Source organism: Oerskovia sp. PE-21s (assembly GCF_056158145.1).
In genome coordinates this window covers 266,499-282,494 of sequence record NZ_JBUXJM010000003.1, presented here as the reverse complement: position 1 = coordinate 282,494, position 15,996 = coordinate 266,499, and the positions used below count along the sequence as shown (strand labels likewise).

General features: G+C 71.3%; 11 protein-coding genes. 2 read left to right on the top strand and 9 right to left on the bottom strand.

Annotated elements, in window-relative coordinates; genetic code table 11:
- Nucleotides 1-449: 449 nt before the first annotated feature.
- The 7 genes from ACZDYF_RS07205 to ACZDYF_RS07175 all read right to left on the bottom strand — a co-directional run bounded on the left by ACZDYF_RS07205 (nt 450) and on the right by ACZDYF_RS07175 (nt 11,433).
- A complete protein-coding gene (locus ACZDYF_RS07205) occupies nt 450-2,765 on the bottom strand; it encodes a DEAD/DEAH box helicase (RefSeq protein WP_475055055.1) in 2,316 nt (771 codons plus the stop codon).
- A 14-nt stretch (nt 2,766-2,779) separates the two neighbouring features.
- Nucleotides 2,780-4,534 (bottom strand): AAA family ATPase, encoded by a 1,755-nt coding sequence (locus tag ACZDYF_RS07200; protein WP_475055052.1) that lies wholly within the window; start codon nt 4,532-4,534, stop codon nt 2,780-2,782.
- A 188-nt stretch (nt 4,535-4,722) separates the two neighbouring features.
- Nucleotides 4,723-6,849: a 3-hydroxyacyl-CoA dehydrogenase NAD-binding domain-containing protein gene (locus tag ACZDYF_RS07195; protein ID WP_475055050.1), complete on the bottom strand. Its 2,127-nt coding sequence runs from the start codon at nt 6,847-6,849 to the stop codon at nt 4,723-4,725.
- 3 nt (nt 6,850-6,852) lie between these two features.
- Entirely contained in the window at nt 6,853-8,115 is a 1,263-nt protein-coding gene (locus tag ACZDYF_RS07190; protein WP_475055049.1) for a thiolase family protein, read from the bottom strand.
- Nucleotides 8,116-8,347: 232 nt separating this feature from the next.
- Nucleotides 8,348-9,394: a lipid II:glycine glycyltransferase FemX gene (locus ACZDYF_RS07185; RefSeq protein ID WP_475055047.1), complete on the bottom strand. Its 1,047-nt coding sequence runs from the start codon at nt 9,392-9,394 to the stop codon at nt 8,348-8,350.
- Nucleotides 9,395-9,460: 66 nt separating this feature from the next.
- On the bottom strand, nt 9,461-10,843 hold the full coding sequence (locus ACZDYF_RS07180; RefSeq protein ID WP_475055045.1) for an HRDC domain-containing protein: 1,383 nt from the start codon (nt 10,841-10,843) through the stop codon (nt 9,461-9,463).
- Nucleotides 10,840-11,433: a DUF3000 domain-containing protein gene (locus ACZDYF_RS07175; RefSeq protein ID WP_318243829.1), complete on the bottom strand. Its 594-nt coding sequence runs from the start codon at nt 11,431-11,433 to the stop codon at nt 10,840-10,842. Before ACZDYF_RS07175 ends, ACZDYF_RS07180 begins: the two co-directional genes overlap by 4 nt.
- A 178-nt stretch (nt 11,434-11,611) precedes the next feature.
- Here ACZDYF_RS07175 and gndA point away from each other — a divergent pair, with 178 nt between their 5' ends.
- Nucleotides 11,612-13,048: an NADP-dependent phosphogluconate dehydrogenase gene (gene gndA / locus ACZDYF_RS07170; RefSeq protein WP_191792073.1), complete on the top strand. Its 1,437-nt coding sequence runs from the start codon at nt 11,612-11,614 to the stop codon at nt 13,046-13,048.
- Nucleotides 13,045-14,307 (top strand): carboxylate--amine ligase, encoded by a 1,263-nt coding sequence (locus tag ACZDYF_RS07165; protein WP_191792074.1) that lies wholly within the window; start codon nt 13,045-13,047, stop codon nt 14,305-14,307. The genes gndA and ACZDYF_RS07165 overlap by 4 nt, the downstream gene beginning before the upstream one ends.
- A gap of 209 nt (nt 14,308-14,516) precedes the next feature.
- Here the strand turns inward: ACZDYF_RS07165 and ACZDYF_RS07160 are convergent, their stop codons facing one another.
- A complete protein-coding gene (locus ACZDYF_RS07160) occupies nt 14,517-15,002 on the bottom strand; it encodes a hypothetical protein (protein WP_191792075.1) in 486 nt (161 codons plus the stop codon).
- A gap of 22 nt (nt 15,003-15,024) precedes the next feature.
- Complete coding sequence (locus ACZDYF_RS07155) at nt 15,025-15,966, bottom strand: dihydrofolate reductase family protein (protein ID WP_475055040.1); 942 nt, start codon at nt 15,964-15,966, stop codon at nt 15,025-15,027.
- Nucleotides 15,967-15,996 lie beyond the last annotated feature (30 nt).

Below are 15,996 nucleotides of genomic sequence, written 5' to 3'. Positions count from 1 at the left end.
GACCTTCAGCCGTCCTCGAACGGCGGCTCGCCGTGTCGCCAGACCATCCAGACGCCGTCCTCGAAACCGGTGAGGAGCGCGATCTCCGGCCCGGTCAGCTCGTCCCCGGGTCGGCGACATCCGCAGCGGGCCGCTCTCGAAGTGGATCCCGATCCCCGTCGTCGCGTCCGTCCCGATCACCGTCTGGCCGATGAGCGCGCGCAGCGCGTCCGCCCACCCTCCGTCGCCGTCGGAGAGTCGACGGCCGTCCTGCTCGACGACGGGCGGCGCGTTGCACGTCAGGACGGGTTCGTCTGGCCCCGACGACGGTTCGAACCGCAGCTGCACGTAGTCCCGGACGAACTGCACCGACGCGAGCTCGCAACCGACGAGTCGCCCGAGGATCTGGTCCAGAGTGTCCACGCGCATGACTCCACGGACCTGTGCGGCGCCTGACCGGCGGGACGTCGTCACAGGTCGGCGTCGCCGTCGCCCCGCGGCGCGTCGACCAGCGCGTCCTGCACCTCGGCGTCCCGCACCTCGCCGTCCGCCACGATCCCCTGGGCGACCGTCGCACCGCCGCCACCCACGACCGGCTCCCCGCCCAGCCACCGCGCCTGCTCGGCCGCGACGATCGTCTGCGCGAGCCGTGCCTCCGACACGTCGACCGCGCCCGGCAGCGCGTCGGCCAGGACGCTGCGTCGCGCGTAGGCGTCGAACAGCCGGGCCTTGGTGCCGAGGATCTCGACCATGCGCTCGTCGACCGTGTCGGCGACGAGCAGCCGGTGGACCTGCACGGTGCGCACCTGGCCCATGCGGTGGGCGCGTGCGACGGCCTGGGCCTCGGTCGTGGGCTTGACCTGCGGCTCGCACAGGATGACGACCGAGGCCGCCTGGAGGTTGACGCCGACCCCGCCCACGTCGATCTGGCTCACGAGCGCGCGGGGCACGGGCGAGGCCGTGAAGTCGTCGAGGATGGTCTGGCGGGCGCTGGCCCCCACGGACCCCGTGAGCGGCCCGGCCGCGAGGTCGCCCAGCGCGCGCACCACGAGGTCGACGACGTCGCGGAAGTACGTGAACACCACGACCTTGCGGCCGTTCCCCGTGGCCTCCTCGACGAGCTCGACGAGCCGGCGCACCTTGGCGGAGTCCTCGGGGTGGTCGACGGCGTACGCGGCCCGGCGCATGGCCATGAAGCTGCCCTCGCGCACCGCGGCGCGGTAGGCGGCGCCGTCGGCCGGGCCGAACGTCTCCCACTCCTCGACCTGGACGAGCTCGGGCAGCTCCTCGAGCACGTCCTCCTGGTTGCGCCGGAGGTACACGGGGGCCACGGCGAGCCGGAACCTCTCGGCTCCCGCGGCGCCGTGCGCGGCGCTGACCTGCTCGGCGACGTCGGGCTGGAGGTAGGCCACGAGGCGTCGGAACTCCTCGACGCGGTTCTCCATGACGGTGCCGGTCAGGAACAGCACGTGCCCGGTGCGCCTGGCCCAGGCGGCGACGGCCTGCGACCGCTTGGCCTCGGGGTTCTTGACGTAGTGCGCCTCGTCGACCACGAGCATCGCGGGCGTGGGCAGGTCGAGAGGTAGGAGCCCGACCTGCTCGAACGTCGTCACGGCCACACCCCCTTCGCGCGCCCACTGCGCGGCCTCCTCGGCACGCTCGGGGCCGTGGACGTCGAGCGAGCGCAGCGTGCTGTGCCGCCCGACCTCGCGCACCCAGCTCGTCATGACGCTCGCGGGGCACACCACGAGGAAGTGCGTCGCGCCGCCCACGGCGAGGTGCGCCATCGCGGCGATGGCCTGCACGGTCTTGCCGAGGCCCATCTCGTCGCCCAGGATCGTGCGCCGCTGGGCGAGGGCGTAGCGCGCCCCGAACGCCTGGTACCCGCGCAGCGAGGCGGTCAGGAGGGACTGGTCGAGCGGCTGGTCGTTCACCCGGGCGAGGAGGTCGGGCGGCAGGTGGCCCTCGGTGGCCCCGAGGTCGCGCCCGATGTCCACGACGTCGTCCAGCAGCGCGTAGTACGCCGCCGAGCGCGCCCGGAAGTCCGTCCACGCCTCGAAGGCGTCGACGGGCGCGGCGTCGAGGGCGGCGACGCGCTCGGCGGCCGCGACGGCCCCGGACCGCTCGGCGTCGGCGACCAGCCGCGCGAGGTCGCGCACGGCGTCCGCTGCCCGACGGCGCCGCGCGGGCAGCGAGAAGAAGGTCCGGACCGCGCGGGTCGCCTCCTGGGCCGCGACCCGGTGCTCGGTGTGCCCCTCGAGGAACGTGACGATCACCTGTCGGTGGACCGTGGCGGCCGTGCGTGCCGCATCGAGGCCCGCGAGGGCCTGGACGAGGCCGGTCGTGAACGGGTCGCCGGGGGCGTCGTCGATCCGGAACCGCAGGGTCTCCTGGACGGCGTGGGCGATCTGCGCCGCGGCCGCGAGACAGTGCGTCGCGGTCTGCGGGCCGATCCCGGGCAGCCGTTCGAGCCCGGCGGGTCCCGCGCGCAGCACGGCTCCGACGGTCGTGATGCCCCCGTCGACCAGGCGACCGACGCGCAGTCGCTCACCGCTGACCTCGCGCAGCCGCTCGACCCCGATCGCCGAGAGCTCGCCCAGGACCTTGTCCTCCTGGCTGGAGCCGAACGCGGTGCGCACGTGCTCGCGGAACCGGGCCGGCGCCCCGGCGAGACCCGAGAGCAGCGCCGCGACCTCGTCGGCCTGGGCGACGACCTCTCGGGCCCGCGCGGGCGTGGGGCGTGAAGAGTCGGGCGTCTTGAACGAAGGCGTGGGCGAACTACTCAACATCGCTATCCGTGCTACGCACGCAGAAACTCCGAGGCGGGTACCTGTTGGAGCGCCGATTGGACCTGCTGGTCCAGCCAGATCGCCAAGTTGTGTAGGTGGGGGCCCGCATCGTCAGAGCTGAGGAGGTGATCCCTCAATCGCGCCTTGTACTTCTCCAGCTTGTTCCGGTCGGCCTGCAATACAGAGTCCTCTAGAGTCCTACTCAAGTGCTTGCCCGGGACAATCTCAAGAATTACATCTGTCGGAAGGTAGCGTTCAATGCCAACAAACTTCTCGCCAAGATCAGGATTCGCCAGGCCTACGGGCGTGGTTACGCAGGAAGAGTGGGGGTGCCCTGTGAGCGCATCGTTGTATCGACGCGAATCGGTTGCTTCCCAGTCTCGGACGACTATTATCGGACCTGTGAGCGGCCTGCTCGCGATTGCCGCAGCATTTGCCTTGAGGAAAGTCAGGACATTGTCTCCGCCTGATTTGAGATCGAGATCCTCATCGCAGACAATCCTCCATTGGGGCCTAACGCCCGCCTCAATGAGTGCACGCTCGAAGTATGCCTTATCGATCGAGCCTTCAACGATCACAAGTGGAACATCCGGTCGTTGTGAAAGCGGGTGGCGGTATACAGATATCGCCTGGTGGTTTGATGAGAGGATCGCATCTCGGGCCGACAGGAGAGAGATTTTGCTCCCTTCGGTCTTTGAGGTAGAAATCTCCATCATGGCTGCGTTATCGGCGACGGAAACAAACTCGTCCACATGTGTCGTGAGTAGAATCTGACGCCTACTGTCCCGTGCATACGCTCGGAGGTCATCGGCGTACTTAAATCGGAGGCCAGAATGCAGGTAACTCTCAGGTTCCTCAAATGCCCAGACTGAGGCTTGAACCCAACCGAAACTCTGACTGCGTGCGGCGCGGTCCGCTAGGTCCAAGAAGTGAAGGAGCATGAATGACTGGGCGCCCGAACCCTCAAGTTCTGGGGACCGCGAGACCGAGTCTCCCGATATTGTCGAGATTAGGAGCTCGAACGCAAGGTCAGCGAAATTGTGAGGGAGCATCGGGTGCATTGCGAGCCCGGGGATACCCTCAGCGACACTGCTAGAGACTTCGTCGAACATTCGACTCGCTGTCCGTGCGAGCGCCCCCATTACGGTATCTGGCGCTGATTCGCGGTACTCGCGCGTTCCTTGGAGTCTGGACATGAGCGTCCTGCGCACCGGAGCCACCAACCCTGTCATGACATCGACAGGGCGGACGTGGTTTGGGATATAGCGAAAATCGACTGAGCGGAGAAAGGCTAGTACCGAGTTCTCCTGTGCTCGGGTATCTGCGTCTTGGAGGGTGTCGAGGTCTGGCCCAAACTCGAGTCGTGATGACGTTGACGGCAGGCCCGCCTCAAGGAACCAGGTCCGACGAATGCCGATTTTGTCGGAGATTCCATGCTCGTCGAGAAAGTCATCCTGACCTCGCACGTGAACTTCGCCGGAGAGCGCTAATTCCACGCCGACTGAGATCTCTTTTCGCTTTCCTTTTGGAGAGTAGCCCGAGTAGTCGCGTCCAAGGTCGATCGCGGCGCCCGTTTCATCGATGCTGTCGGTGAAGAGGACGGATAGCGCTCGGAAGATGTTCGATTTTCCGCTGGAATTCAGACCGACGATAGGTGTGTATTCGGAAAGTGGCCCAATATCAATGCTTCGAATCGATCGGAAGTTCGCTACCTGAACCCGTTCAATTATCTGTGCCAACGAACGTACTCCCCAGATGAGTCGCATGCTTGTCGGGGAAGTATGGCACATGTCGTTGTCTGGTTGGCGATGCTCTTGACGATCATCGGGCCACTTGCCCTAGACATGACCACCCGTGGTATCGGTTGCTGGCCATTCTGAACCCGAGGGTGGTCGGCCCGCTCCGAGGAGCTGACCGACCACCCTCGGGTCCGGTGCGAGAGGCGAGCGACGCGTCAGGCGACCTGCGCCGGGACGTTCGCGACGCCGTCGGGCAGGAGACGGCGGCCCAGGACCTTCGCCGAGTACCCCGTGCGGTCCAGGTATGGCGTGATGCCGCCGTCGTGGAACGGCCAGCCTGCACCCAGGATCATGCAGAGGTCGATCTGCTCGGGGCCCTGGACGACGCCCTCGTCGAGCATGTGGCCGATCTCCGTCGTGAGAGCGGTCAGGACCGCGTCCAGCACGCCCGCCTCGTCGAGCGCGCCCGGACCGCCGGCCTCACCCGTGCCGAAGTACGCCTGGATCGGCGGGTCGACGCTCGCGGGGATGCCGCGCGCCGGGGCCGGCAGGACGACCTTGGTGCCCTCGGCCACGAGCTTCTCGAGCCCGGGGGAGGACGGGAAGCGGTCACCCAGGTCCTCGCGCAGCGAGGTCAGGACGTGCAGGCCCACGGCGGGGCCCACGAGGTCGAACAGCGCGAACGGGCCCATGGGCAGGCCGAGCGGGCGCAGCGCGCGGTCGGCGACCTCGACCGAGGTGCCGTTCTCGACGGCCTCCACGATCTTGCCCAGGAGCAGCACGAGCAGGCGGTTGACCACGAAGCCCGGGCGGTCGGCGACGCCCACCGCGGTCTTGCGCAGGGCCTTCGAGACCGCGAACGCCGTCGCGAGGGCCTCGTCCGAGGTCTTCTCGGCCCGGACGACCTCGACGAGCGGCATCTGCGCGACGGGGTTGAAGAAGTGCAGCCCCACGACCCGCTCGGGGTGCGCCAGGTCCGCGGCCATCTCCGTGACCGACAGGGCCGAGGTGTTGGTCGCGAGGATCGTGTCGGGGCCGATGATGCCCTCGAGCTCCGCGAAGACCTTCTTCTTGAGACCCAGGACCTCGGTCACGGCCTCGATCACGAAGTCGCAGCGCGAGAACTCGGTGATGTCCGTGGTCCCGTGGACCGAGGACAGGACCTTGGCCCCCGTGTCCTTGCTCATGCGGCCCGTCGTGACGAGCTTCTCGACCGTCGTGCGGACGTAGTCGAGCCCGTGCTGCACGCGTTCGGCGTCGAGGTCGCGCATCGTCACGGGCACGCCCAGGCGCTGTGCGAACAGCAGCGCGAGCTGGGCCGCCATGAGGCCCGCGCCCACGATCCCGACCGAGGTGACCGGGCGGGCGAGCTTCGGGTCCGGGGCGCCCGCGGGGCGCTTGCCGTGCGAGACGAGCTGGAACGCGTAGACGCTCGCGCGCATCTCGTCGGACATGATGAGGTCCGCCAGGGCCTCGTCCTCGGCCGCGAAGGCCTCGTCCTTGGTCGCGGTGCGAGCCGCGGCCAGGAGGTCGAGCGCCCGGTACGGCGCGGGCCGGGACCCGTGCACGACGGCGTCGAGCTGCTTGCGCGCACCGGCCACGACCGCGTCCCACACCGGGGCGGGGTCGAGCTCGCGGCGCTCGACGACCGTGGTGCCGCGCACGACGTCGGCGGTCCAGCGGATCGAGGACTCGAGGAAGTCCGGTGCCTCGAACAGCGCGTCGGCCAGTCCGATCTCGAAGGCCTCCTTAGCCTTGAACGGCTTGTTGGCGCTCGGGCGCGTGAGGACGACGTCCATGGCCTTCTCGATGCCCACGAGGCGCGGCACGATGTACGCGCCGCCCCAGCCCGGCACCAGGCCGAGGCCGACCTCGGGGAGCGCGAGCGCGGGGGCGTCGGTCGCGACCGTGCGGTAGTCGCAGTTGAGCGCGACCTCGAGGCCACCGCCCAGGGCCAGGCCGTTGATGTACGCGAACGTCGGGACGCCCATCTCTCCCAGCAGGCGGTAGGCGGCGTGGCCGCCGCGGCCCAGCTCGAGCGCCTCGTCGCGGGTACGCACCGTGGCGACCTGCGTGAGGTCGGCGCCCGCCGCGAGGAAGTAGGGCTTGCCCGTGACGGCGACGGCCGCGATCTCGCCGCGCGCCGCGCGCGCCTGGAGCGCGGTCAGGGCGGCCGTGAGCTCGGCGATGCCGCCCGGCCCGAGCGTCGTGGGCTTGGTGTGGTCGAGGCCGTTGTCGAGGGTGAGGAGCGCGAGCGTGCCCGCCCCGCCCGGCAGCTCGACGTCACGGACGAGGGAGTGGGTCACGCGCTCGGCACGAGGCGCTGTCGTCTGGGTGCTCATGGGTCAGTTCTCCCCGTTCGTCTCGTCGGTCGTGTGGCCCGAGTAGTCGGCGTGGTGCGGGTTCTCCCAGATCACGGCGCCGCCCATCCCCAGGCCCACGCACATCGTGGTCAGGCCGTAGCGGACCTCGGGGTGCTGCTCGAACTGGCGCGCCAGCTGCGTCATGAGGCGTACGCCCGACGCCGCGAGGGGGTGACCCACCGCGATCGCGCCGCCGTACTGGTTGACGCGCGCGTCGTCGTCGGGCAGGCCGAAGTGGTCGAGGAACGACAAGACCTGTACGGCGAAGGCCTCGTTGATCTCGAACAGGCCGATGTCCTCGATGCTCAGCCCGGCCTGGGCCAGCGCCTTCTCGGTCGAGGGGATGGGCCCGATGCCCATGACCTCGGGGTCGACGCCCACGTACGCGAACGACACGAGGCGCATGCGGGCCGGCAGCCCGAGCTCGGCCGCGACGTCGCCCGCCGCGAGGAGCGCGACCGCGGCGCCGTCCGTCAGCGGGGACGCGTTGCCCGCGGTGACCTTGCCGCCGGGGCGGAAGGGCGTCTTGAGGTTCGCGATGTCCTCGACGGTCGTGCCCGGGCGGGGCAGCTCGTCGGCCGTGGCCAGGCCCCAGCCCTGCTGCGGGTCGCGCAGCGCGACCGGGACGAGGTCCGGGGTGACGTCGCCGTTGGCGAGGGCCTTGGCGTACTTGGCCTGGCTCGCGACGCCGTACGCGTCCGCGCGCTCCTTGGTCAGGTGCGGGAAGCGGTCGTGCAGGTTCTCGGCCGTCGATCCCATGACCAGGGCCGTCGAGTCGACGAGCTTCTCGGCGACGAAGCGCGGGTTGGGGTCCGCGCCCTCGCCCATGGGGTGGTGGCCCATGTGCTCGAGGCCGCCCGCGAGCGTCACGTCCTGCGCGCCGATCGCGATGGCCGACGCGGTCGTGGTGACCGCGGTCATGGCACCCGCGCACATGCGGTCGATCGCAAAGCCCGGGACGGACTTCGGCAGGCCGGCCAGCACGGCGACGCTGCGTCCGAGGGTCAGGCCCTGGTCGCCCGTCTGGGTCGTCGCGGCGAGCGCGACCTCGTCGATCCGCTCGACGGGGAGCTCGGGGCGTCGGCGCAGCAGCTCGCGCACGGCCTTCACGGCGAGGTCGTCGGCACGGGTGTTCGCGTAGATGCCGTCGGGACGGGCCTTGCCGAACGGCGTGCGCACCCCCTCGACGAAGACGACGTCGCGGACGGTCCGGCGCGAGCCCGAACCCTTGCTGGCCACAGTCATGGCTTCTCCTGATCTGGACGGCGGTGTCCCTGAGCGTCACCGCTCAGCGTTGGTACAGGCTACCCGCGGTACCAGGAAAATGCACGAAACTGTGAGACCGAGTATCGACGATGAGCAACGGACCCGCTCAACCACTGAGGTTCGAACGGGTCCGTCGTGAGGGCCTGGGCGGGCGCGCGGCGATACGCAGTCTCGCGAGGTCCGGGGCGTGCGGGCGCGCCTGGTGCTGTCCTCAGCTCCCGCCGCGCAGCCTGCGCACGACCTTCTTGGCGGTCGGCAGGCCCTTGTTCCAGGCGGTGTACCACATGGAGAACGGCACGTCGATGCTCCCGACCAGCTCGTCCTCGTGGCTCGCGAAGCCGCGCTTAAACGTCGAGATGCCGTCGTTGAGGAGCCCGTTGACGTCGTAGCGCACCACGCCGCGCTCGCGCATCGCGTTGATCGCGTGCCACTTGAGCCCGTAGTTGGCGCGCAGCCGCTGCCCCTCCTCGTCCATCCCTCCGTACAGCTCGAACGACGTCCGGGCCGAGGCCGCGAACCACACGAACGAGACCGGCCGGTCGTGCGGGCCGCCCTCCGACGAGCGCGCGAAGGCAGCGAAGACGGGGGAGTGCTCTCCCAGCTCGTCGAAGACTCGCTCGTAGTACGAGTCCTCGTGCAGACCGAAGCCCGCGCGTTCGGCCGTCTGGCGGTACAGGCGCAGGCATGCCCCGAGCTCGCCGCGCGTCGTCACGGCGCGGAACTCCAGGTCCTCGCGCTCCGACTTGCGGATGTACTGGCGGGTCTTCTTCGCCATGTCGGCCATGAGCTCGTCAGGCGTCCTGCGCAGGTCGAGGATCAGCGTCGTCGGGTAGAGCACGGGGTTGACCGCGGGGACCGCGCCGTCGAGCTCGAGCGAGGTCCCGGCGTCCCAGTCGGGTTCGAGCGTGATGCCCACGCCGCCCACGTTCTTGCGGCACCACTGCACCACGGCCTCGGTCACGGCCGAGCGCGTCGCGGGATACCCGACGCCGTCGGGCATGACGACCGGTCCGCGCGGGACGTAGCTCAGCGCCTTGAACTGCGCGGGCAGCGAGCGGACCAGCACCTGGGCGAGGCCCAGCACGGTCCCGTCGGGCCCCACGACCTGCAGGCGGCGAGGCGTCCAGGCCCCGGCCCCCTTGACCTCGCCCCACCCCCAGAGCTGGAGCGGGTGGCCGCCCATCGCGAGCACCTGCTCGTCCCATGCGGTGCGGTCGGTGATCGTCGTGACGGTCAGGGAGGAGGACTCGGACAACATGCCCCTGACCTTACCGGCGGGGGGAAGGGCCGGACGACGGCGTCGCGTCGCGCGGTCGCCCGGGCGTCACTCGGGGGCGCCACCGTCCGTCGGGTCCGCAGGCGGGACCGACGCGGGATCCGCGAGGGCCGCCGCGAGGGGCTCGGCCACGAGGCCGACCTGCCACTCGCGGGCACCGCGCCCGCGCAGGAACTGCGCGACGTGCTCGGCGTCGAGCGGTGCGGGCGGCGTCCAGCACACGCGACGCAGCGCGTCGGGCTGCAGGAGGTTCTCGATCGGGACGTCGTGCTCGTCCGAGAGGCGCTGCACCACCGCACGCGCCGTCTCCAGGCGGCGGGCGGCCTCGGGGTCGCGCTCGGCCCAGGCACGCGGAGGCGGCGGGGCGTCGCTGCGCGGCCCGCGCGAGCTCGGCAGGGCGTCCTGCGGCAGGGCCAGGGCCTTGTCGATCGCCTGCTGCCACGACGCCGCGCGGCGGGCCGTGTTGCGGCCCGAGAACGCGGGCAGCCTGACGAGCTCCGGCACCGAGCGCGGCATGGCCTGGGCCGCCGCGACGATCGCACGGTCGGGCAGCACCCGGCCCGGGGCGATGTCCCGACGACGGGCGTTCTCGTCGCGCGCCTCCCACAGGCTGCGCACGACCGCGAGGCTGCGCGGGTTGCGCAGCGCGTGCACGCCCGACGTGCGTCGCCACGGCTCCTCGCGGGGCGGGGGCGGGGGAGCCGTGCGCACGGCCTCGAACTCCTGCGCGGCCCACTCGGCCTTGCCCTGCTCCTCGAGCCGCTCGCCCAGGATCCTGCGCAACGGGATGAGCACCTCGACGTCGAGCGCGGCGTAGCGCAACCAGTCCTCGGGCAGCGGGCGCGTCGACCAGTCCGCGGCCGAGTGCTCCTTGGCGAGGCCGAGACCGAGGACCTCCGCGATGACCGCGGCCAGCCCCACGCGCTCCATGCCCAGCAGGCGGGCCGCGAGCTCGGTGTCGAAGATGCGGGCCGGGTGCAGGTTCTGCTCGGCGAAACCGGGCAGGTCCTGCGAGGCGGCGTGCAGGATCCACTCGGCGTCGCCCACGGCCTCGCGCAGCGGCGAGAGGTCGGGGACGCCGATGGGGTCGATGAGCGCGGTGCCGGCGCCCTCGCGGCGCACCTGGACGAGATACGTGCGCTGGCCGTACCGGTAGCCCGAGGCGCGCTCGGCGTCGGCCGCGACGGGGCCCGTCGCGGCGGCGAACGCCGCGACGACCTCGGCGAAGGCCTCGGGGGTGTCGATCACGGGACCGACGCCGTCAGCGGGCTCGGTGAGCGGGATCACCGAAGGCGCGACGGGCGCAGCGGGTGCAGAAGACGTGTCGGACGTCGCGGGCGCGTCCGGCTGGGCGCCTGCGGCCGCAGCCGCAGGGGTGCCGTCGCGGCCGTCGGGCGCGTGCGAGAACGAGGGGGTGTGGGCCGAGCTCATGGACCCACGGTATTGCGTCGCGAGCGCAACGACGTCACGCCGTCCGGGAGAGGCGGCAGACCGGCGGCCGTGCACAGCAGAGTGGACCAGGCGTCGAGGTGTGGTCCGAGGTCGGTCGAGGTGGGTGTCCAGGAGGCCCGGATCTCGAGGTCGACGCCGTTCGCCTGGCCTGCGAGGGCGCCGAAGCTCTCCGACAGGACCCGGGTCACGGTGCCGCCCTCGGCGAGCGCGTCGACACCCGATCGGTCGAGCGCCTCCTCGAGCCACGTCCAGGCGACCTCGCCGAGGAGCGGGTCCGTGGCCTGCTCGGGGTCGAGGGTCGCGCGCACGAGCGTCACTACCCGGAACGTCCCGTGCCACGACTCCTGGCCCGCGGGGTCGTGCAGCACGATGAACCGTCCGCTCGCGAGAGCCTCGCCCGCGGCGTCGGTGCCGTCGACCTCGCCCGTGAGCGCCAGGGCGAACGGGGCGATGCGGCTCGGCGCCGTGACCTCGTGGAGCCTGACCTCGGGGCGCACCCGGCGGCGGCCGATCGACTCCAGGGCGCGCAGGAAGTCCGGCGGTGCGGGGGTTTCTCCGGACTTGATCACAGCGGCACAGTACGAGCAGATGTCCACATCCTGGAGGTAAGGCGCGCGGAGGAGATCGAATCGTGATCGCCGGACTAGGCTGTCCTGAGTGTCCGCCGGCGCTCGTCGCCGGCACGTCTCGCCGGCGACCGGGACTCCTGCTCGCCGGTGCCCGCACCTACCCCGAGGAGCACAGCAGATGTCAGCCCGCGCACAGATCGGCGTCACCGGACTCGCGGTCATGGGCCGCAACCTGGCCCGCAACTTCGCCCGTCACGGCTACACGACCGCGGTGCACAACCGCTCCTTCGCCAAGACGCAGTCGCTCATCGCGGACCACGGGAGCGACGGCGATTTCATCCCCTCCGAGTCGATGGCGGACTTCGTCGCGTCGCTCGAGCGCCCCCGCAAGGTCGTCGTCATGGTCAAGGCCGGCGCCGCCACCGACGCGGTGATCGCCGAGCTCGTCCCGCTCCTCGAGCAGGGCGACATCATCATCGACGCCGGCAACGCGCACTTCCCCGACACGCGCCGCCGTGAGGCCGAGCTCAAGGAGAAGGGCCTGCACTACGTGGGCACCGGCGTCTCGGGCGGCGAGGAGGGCGCGCTCAACGGCCCCAGCATCATGCCCGGCGGCGCCCCCGAGTCCTACGAGACCCTCGGCCCGATCCTCGAGGACATCTCGGCCAAGGTCGACGGCGTGCCCTGCTGCACGTACGTCGGCCCGGACGGCGCGGGTCACTTCGTCAAGATGGTGCACAACGGCATCGAGTACGCCGACATGCAGCTCATCGCCGAGGCGTACGACCTCCTGAAGCAGGGCCTCGGGGCCTCCGCGCAGGAGATCGGCGAGATCTTCGCCGAGTGGAACAAGGGCGACCTCGAGTCGTTCCTCATCGAGATCACGGCCGACGTGCTCCAGCACGTCGACGCCGAGACCGGCAAGGCCTTCGTCGACGTCATCCTCGACCGCGCGGAGCAGAAGGGCACGGGCCGCTGGACGGTCCAGAACGCCCTCGACCTGGGCGTCCCGATCACGGGCATCGCCGAGGCGACGTTCGCCCGCGCGCTGTCGGGCTCGGTGCCGCAGCGCACCGCGGCCGTGGGCGTGCTGCCCGCCGACGCCGGCGAGTGGGAGATCACGGACCGCGACGCGTTCGTCGAGGACGTGCGCCGCGCGCTGTACTCCTCGAAGGTCGTCGCGTACTCGCAGGGCTTCGACCAGATCGCCGCGGCGTCCCAGGAGTTCGGCTGGAACATCGACCGCGGGGCCATGGCCCGCATCTGGCGGGGCGGGTGCATCATCCGGGCCCGCTTCCTCAACCGCATCACCGAGGCGTACGAGCGCGACGAGAACCTCCCGCTGCTGCTCGCCGACCCGTACTTCACGCGGACCGTCGGCGAGGGCGTCTCGTCCTGGCGCCGGATCGTGGCGCAGGCCGCGCTCAACGGTGTCCCCACGCCCGCGTTCTCGTCGTCGCTCGCCTACTACGACGGCGTCCGTGCGGAGCGTCTGCCCGCCGCGCTGATCCAGGCGCAGCGCGACTTCTTCGGCGCGCACACCTACCAGCGCGTCGACAAGCCCGGCGTGTTCCACACCGAGTGGTCGGGCGACCGCAGCGAGACCGACGCATGACGGGCACCGCCCTTCCCGACCTCCTGCCCGTCGGTGTCGGCGGGGACATCGGGGTCTACGCGATGGTGCGCGCGTTCCACGAGCAGTACGGGACCGACGCCGTCGTGATCTCGAGCGTCGCGACGCGGGCCATGGCCGACTCGTCGTTCGTCACCAACGTCGTGACCCCCGGCATCGACGACCCCGAGGTGCTCGTCGCGGCGCTCGAGCGCGTCGCGGCCCAGCACCCGGGCAAGACCCTCGTGCTGCTCACGAACGCCGACTGGTTCGTGCGCTCGCTCGTCGAGAACAGGGCGCGGCTCGAGGACAAGTACGTCATGTCCTACTGCACGCTCGACGTGCTCGAGCAGGTCTCGAGCAAGGAGGGCTTCGCGGAGGTCTGCGACCGCCTGGGCATCCCGACGCCGCGGACGGTCGCGGTCTCCGTGCCCAAGCTCGTCGCGGACGGTGGGCTCGCGGCGATCCCGTCGCTGCCCGTCGACCTGGCGTTCCCCGTGGTCGCCAAGCCCTCCTCGAGCGCGGACTACCACTACGTGTCGTTCCCGGGCAAGCGCAAGATCCACCACGTGGACTCGCGGGCCGAGCTCGACGAGCTGCTCGGACACCTCGTGACGGCCGGGTATGCCGGGACGTTCCTCGTCCAGGAGTTCATCCCCGGCGACGAGACCCAGATGCGTTCGCTGACCGCCTACCGTGACTCCCACGGTGCGATCACGCTCCTCGCGACCGGGCGCGTCCTGCTCGAGGAGCACACGCCCGGCACGCTGGGCATCCCCGCGGCGATCCTCACCGAGCCCTACGAGGACGCCATGGAGGCCGCGAGCCGGTTCCTCGACAGCGTCGGGTACACGGGGTTCGCGAACTTCGACTACAAGCTGGACCCCCGCACGGGGCAGCACGTGTACTTCGAGATGAACCCGCGCATCGGCCGCAACAACTACTACGTGACCGCGGCCGGGGCGAACGTCGCGCGGGTCCTGGTCGAGGACCGGGTCCTGGGGAACTCGATCGAGCCGGTGCGGGCCACCAAGGAGGTCCTGTACTCGGTCGTCCCGTTCCGGCTCCTGCTCAAGTACATCCTGGACCCCGCCCTCCGCCGGCGTCTGCAGGCCGTCAAGGACCGGGGCGACGCCGTCAACCCGCTCAAGTACGCGCGGGACGGGGGCATCAAGAGGCGACTGGTCGTCGAGGCGATGACCCAGAACTTCTACCGCAAGTACAAGAAGCACTACCCCGAGCCGACCACCACGGGGTACTGAGGTCACCGCGCCGGGGGGCGGGAGACGCTGAGAGGTCCGACAGGACCCGACCGCGCGCCGCGCCGTCCACGATCGGTCGCGGGAACGGCACGAGGGCCGTCACCACCAGGTGGTGACGGCCCTCGTCGTACGTGCCGCACGCGCCGCGTGCTCCGGGGAGGAGCCCGACGCAGGTCGCGCGGCGCTCGCGCGGTGGTGCCGCGGTGGCGTCAGCCCAGCTCGCTCGTGCCCGAGTACAGGTGCAGCACGGGTACGTGCAGCTCCTCGCGGGCCCGCGAGGCCCAGTCCTGGTGGAACGTGTCCTCGATCGCGTGCGGGTAGGTGACGATCGCGATCTCGCGGACGTCGCCCGCGGCGACGGCGGCGCGCAGCGCGGGCAGCGGGTCGTCCTCGGTCACGGCGCCGTCGGCCTCACGGCCCGCGGCGCGCAGCTCGGCGACGCTCGCGTCGAGCCGCTCCTGGGCGGTGGCGCTGGCCTGGGCGCGCGAGGGCTCCTTGCCGAGCACCTCGTCCCAGGCCTCCTTGAGCTCTCCCACGCTGAGGTGGTCGATGATCGCGGAGACGACGTTGCGCTCGGTGTCGGCAGGCACGAGGACCCGGTAGGCGAGGGTCTCGTCGGGGTGGAGGGACAGGATGTGCTCCACGTCCACGGCGGCGAGGGTGTCTTCGGTCAGGACGAGGATGGTGTCGGTCACGGGACCAGACTAGCGATTGTCGTCACCGCAGCGCCCACCGGGCGACCAGCGTGCCGTCGGCGTGGAGCAGGTGCGCCAGGCGCGGGTGCACGAGCGGGGCGCTCGCGGCGGGGCCGTCGGGGGTCCCCGTCTCGCGCTGGGTGCGGGTTCCGGCGGGCACCGGCGGGAGCCCGCCGACGATGCGCCCGGGCCCGGGCCCCACGAGCACGGGGGTCGTCGTGACGCACAGCTCGTCGAGCAGGTCGCGGGCCAGGAGGTCGGCGAGCAGGTGAGGTCCGCCCTCGCACAGCACCTTGTCGAGGCCTCGCGCAGCCAGGGCGGCGAGCCCGGCACGCAGGTCGGGTCCGGGCGTGGGCGAGGGGAGGTCCCGCGGGGTGCGCGGCGCACCCGGGGGAGCGCCGTCGTCGGGCCCGACGACGAGGATCCGGTCTGCCGGCACGCTCGCTCCCGCGACGCTCGCCCCGTGCTCGCCCGTGATCACCAGCGGCGGCCGGTCTCCCCCGGAGAGCGAGGGGGGCAGGTGCCCGCTGCGCGTGACGACGGCGAGCTCGAGCGGCCCCCGGCCTGCTCGCAGGTGCTCGAGGCCGCGCGGTACGTCGAGCGCGGTGTAGCCCTCGGCGCGGGCCGTGCCCGCCCCGACGAGCACGACGTCCGCCAGGGCCCGCAGCACGCGGAAGACGCGCCAGTCGGCCGCGTCGTTGATGGTGCCCGAGCGGTGGTCGGGCCCCCAGGCCCCGCCGTCGACGCTCGCGACCATGTTCGCGCGCACGTGCGGCCCGGGGGGCGCCGCGTAGAACGCGGCCAGCGCCTCCTCGTCGGGCGCAGGCTCCAGGCGCGTCCCCGCGAGGTGGCCCGAGCCCGCCGGGCCGAGCAGGACGTCCAGGGCAGGCAGGGACGGCGCGCGCGGGCCCGTGCTCGCGGGTGGCGGCGGAGGGGGCGTGGTGACGTCCGACACAGCACTCATCCCGCCAGGCTAGTGCGCGTAGGCTGGATC

Bases quoted from the DNA above. Each gene is read 5' to 3' on its own strand.
- ACZDYF_RS07200 (WP_475055052.1), bottom strand. From the start codon at position 4,534: ATGCGACTCATCTGGGGAGTACGTTCGTTGGCACAGATAATTGAACGG.
- ACZDYF_RS07195 (WP_475055050.1), bottom strand. From the start codon at position 6,849: ATGAGCACCCAGACGACAGCGCCTCGTGCCGAGCGCGTGACCCACTCC.
- ACZDYF_RS07190 (WP_475055049.1), bottom strand. From the start codon at position 8,115: ATGACTGTGGCCAGCAAGGGTTCGGGCTCGCGCCGGACCGTCCGCGAC.
- ACZDYF_RS07185 (WP_475055047.1), bottom strand. From the start codon at position 9,394: ATGTTGTCCGAGTCCTCCTCCCTGACCGTCACGACGATCACCGACCGC.
- ACZDYF_RS07180 (WP_475055045.1), bottom strand. From the start codon at position 10,843: ATGAGCTCGGCCCACACCCCCTCGTTCTCGCACGCGCCCGACGGCCGC.
- gndA (WP_191792073.1), top strand. From the start codon at position 11,612: ATGTCAGCCCGCGCACAGATCGGCGTCACCGGACTCGCGGTCATGGGC.
- ACZDYF_RS07165 (WP_191792074.1), top strand. From the start codon at position 13,045: ATGACGGGCACCGCCCTTCCCGACCTCCTGCCCGTCGGTGTCGGCGGG.
- ACZDYF_RS07155 (WP_475055040.1), bottom strand. From the start codon at position 15,966: ATGAGTGCTGTGTCGGACGTCACCACGCCCCCTCCGCCGCCACCCGCG.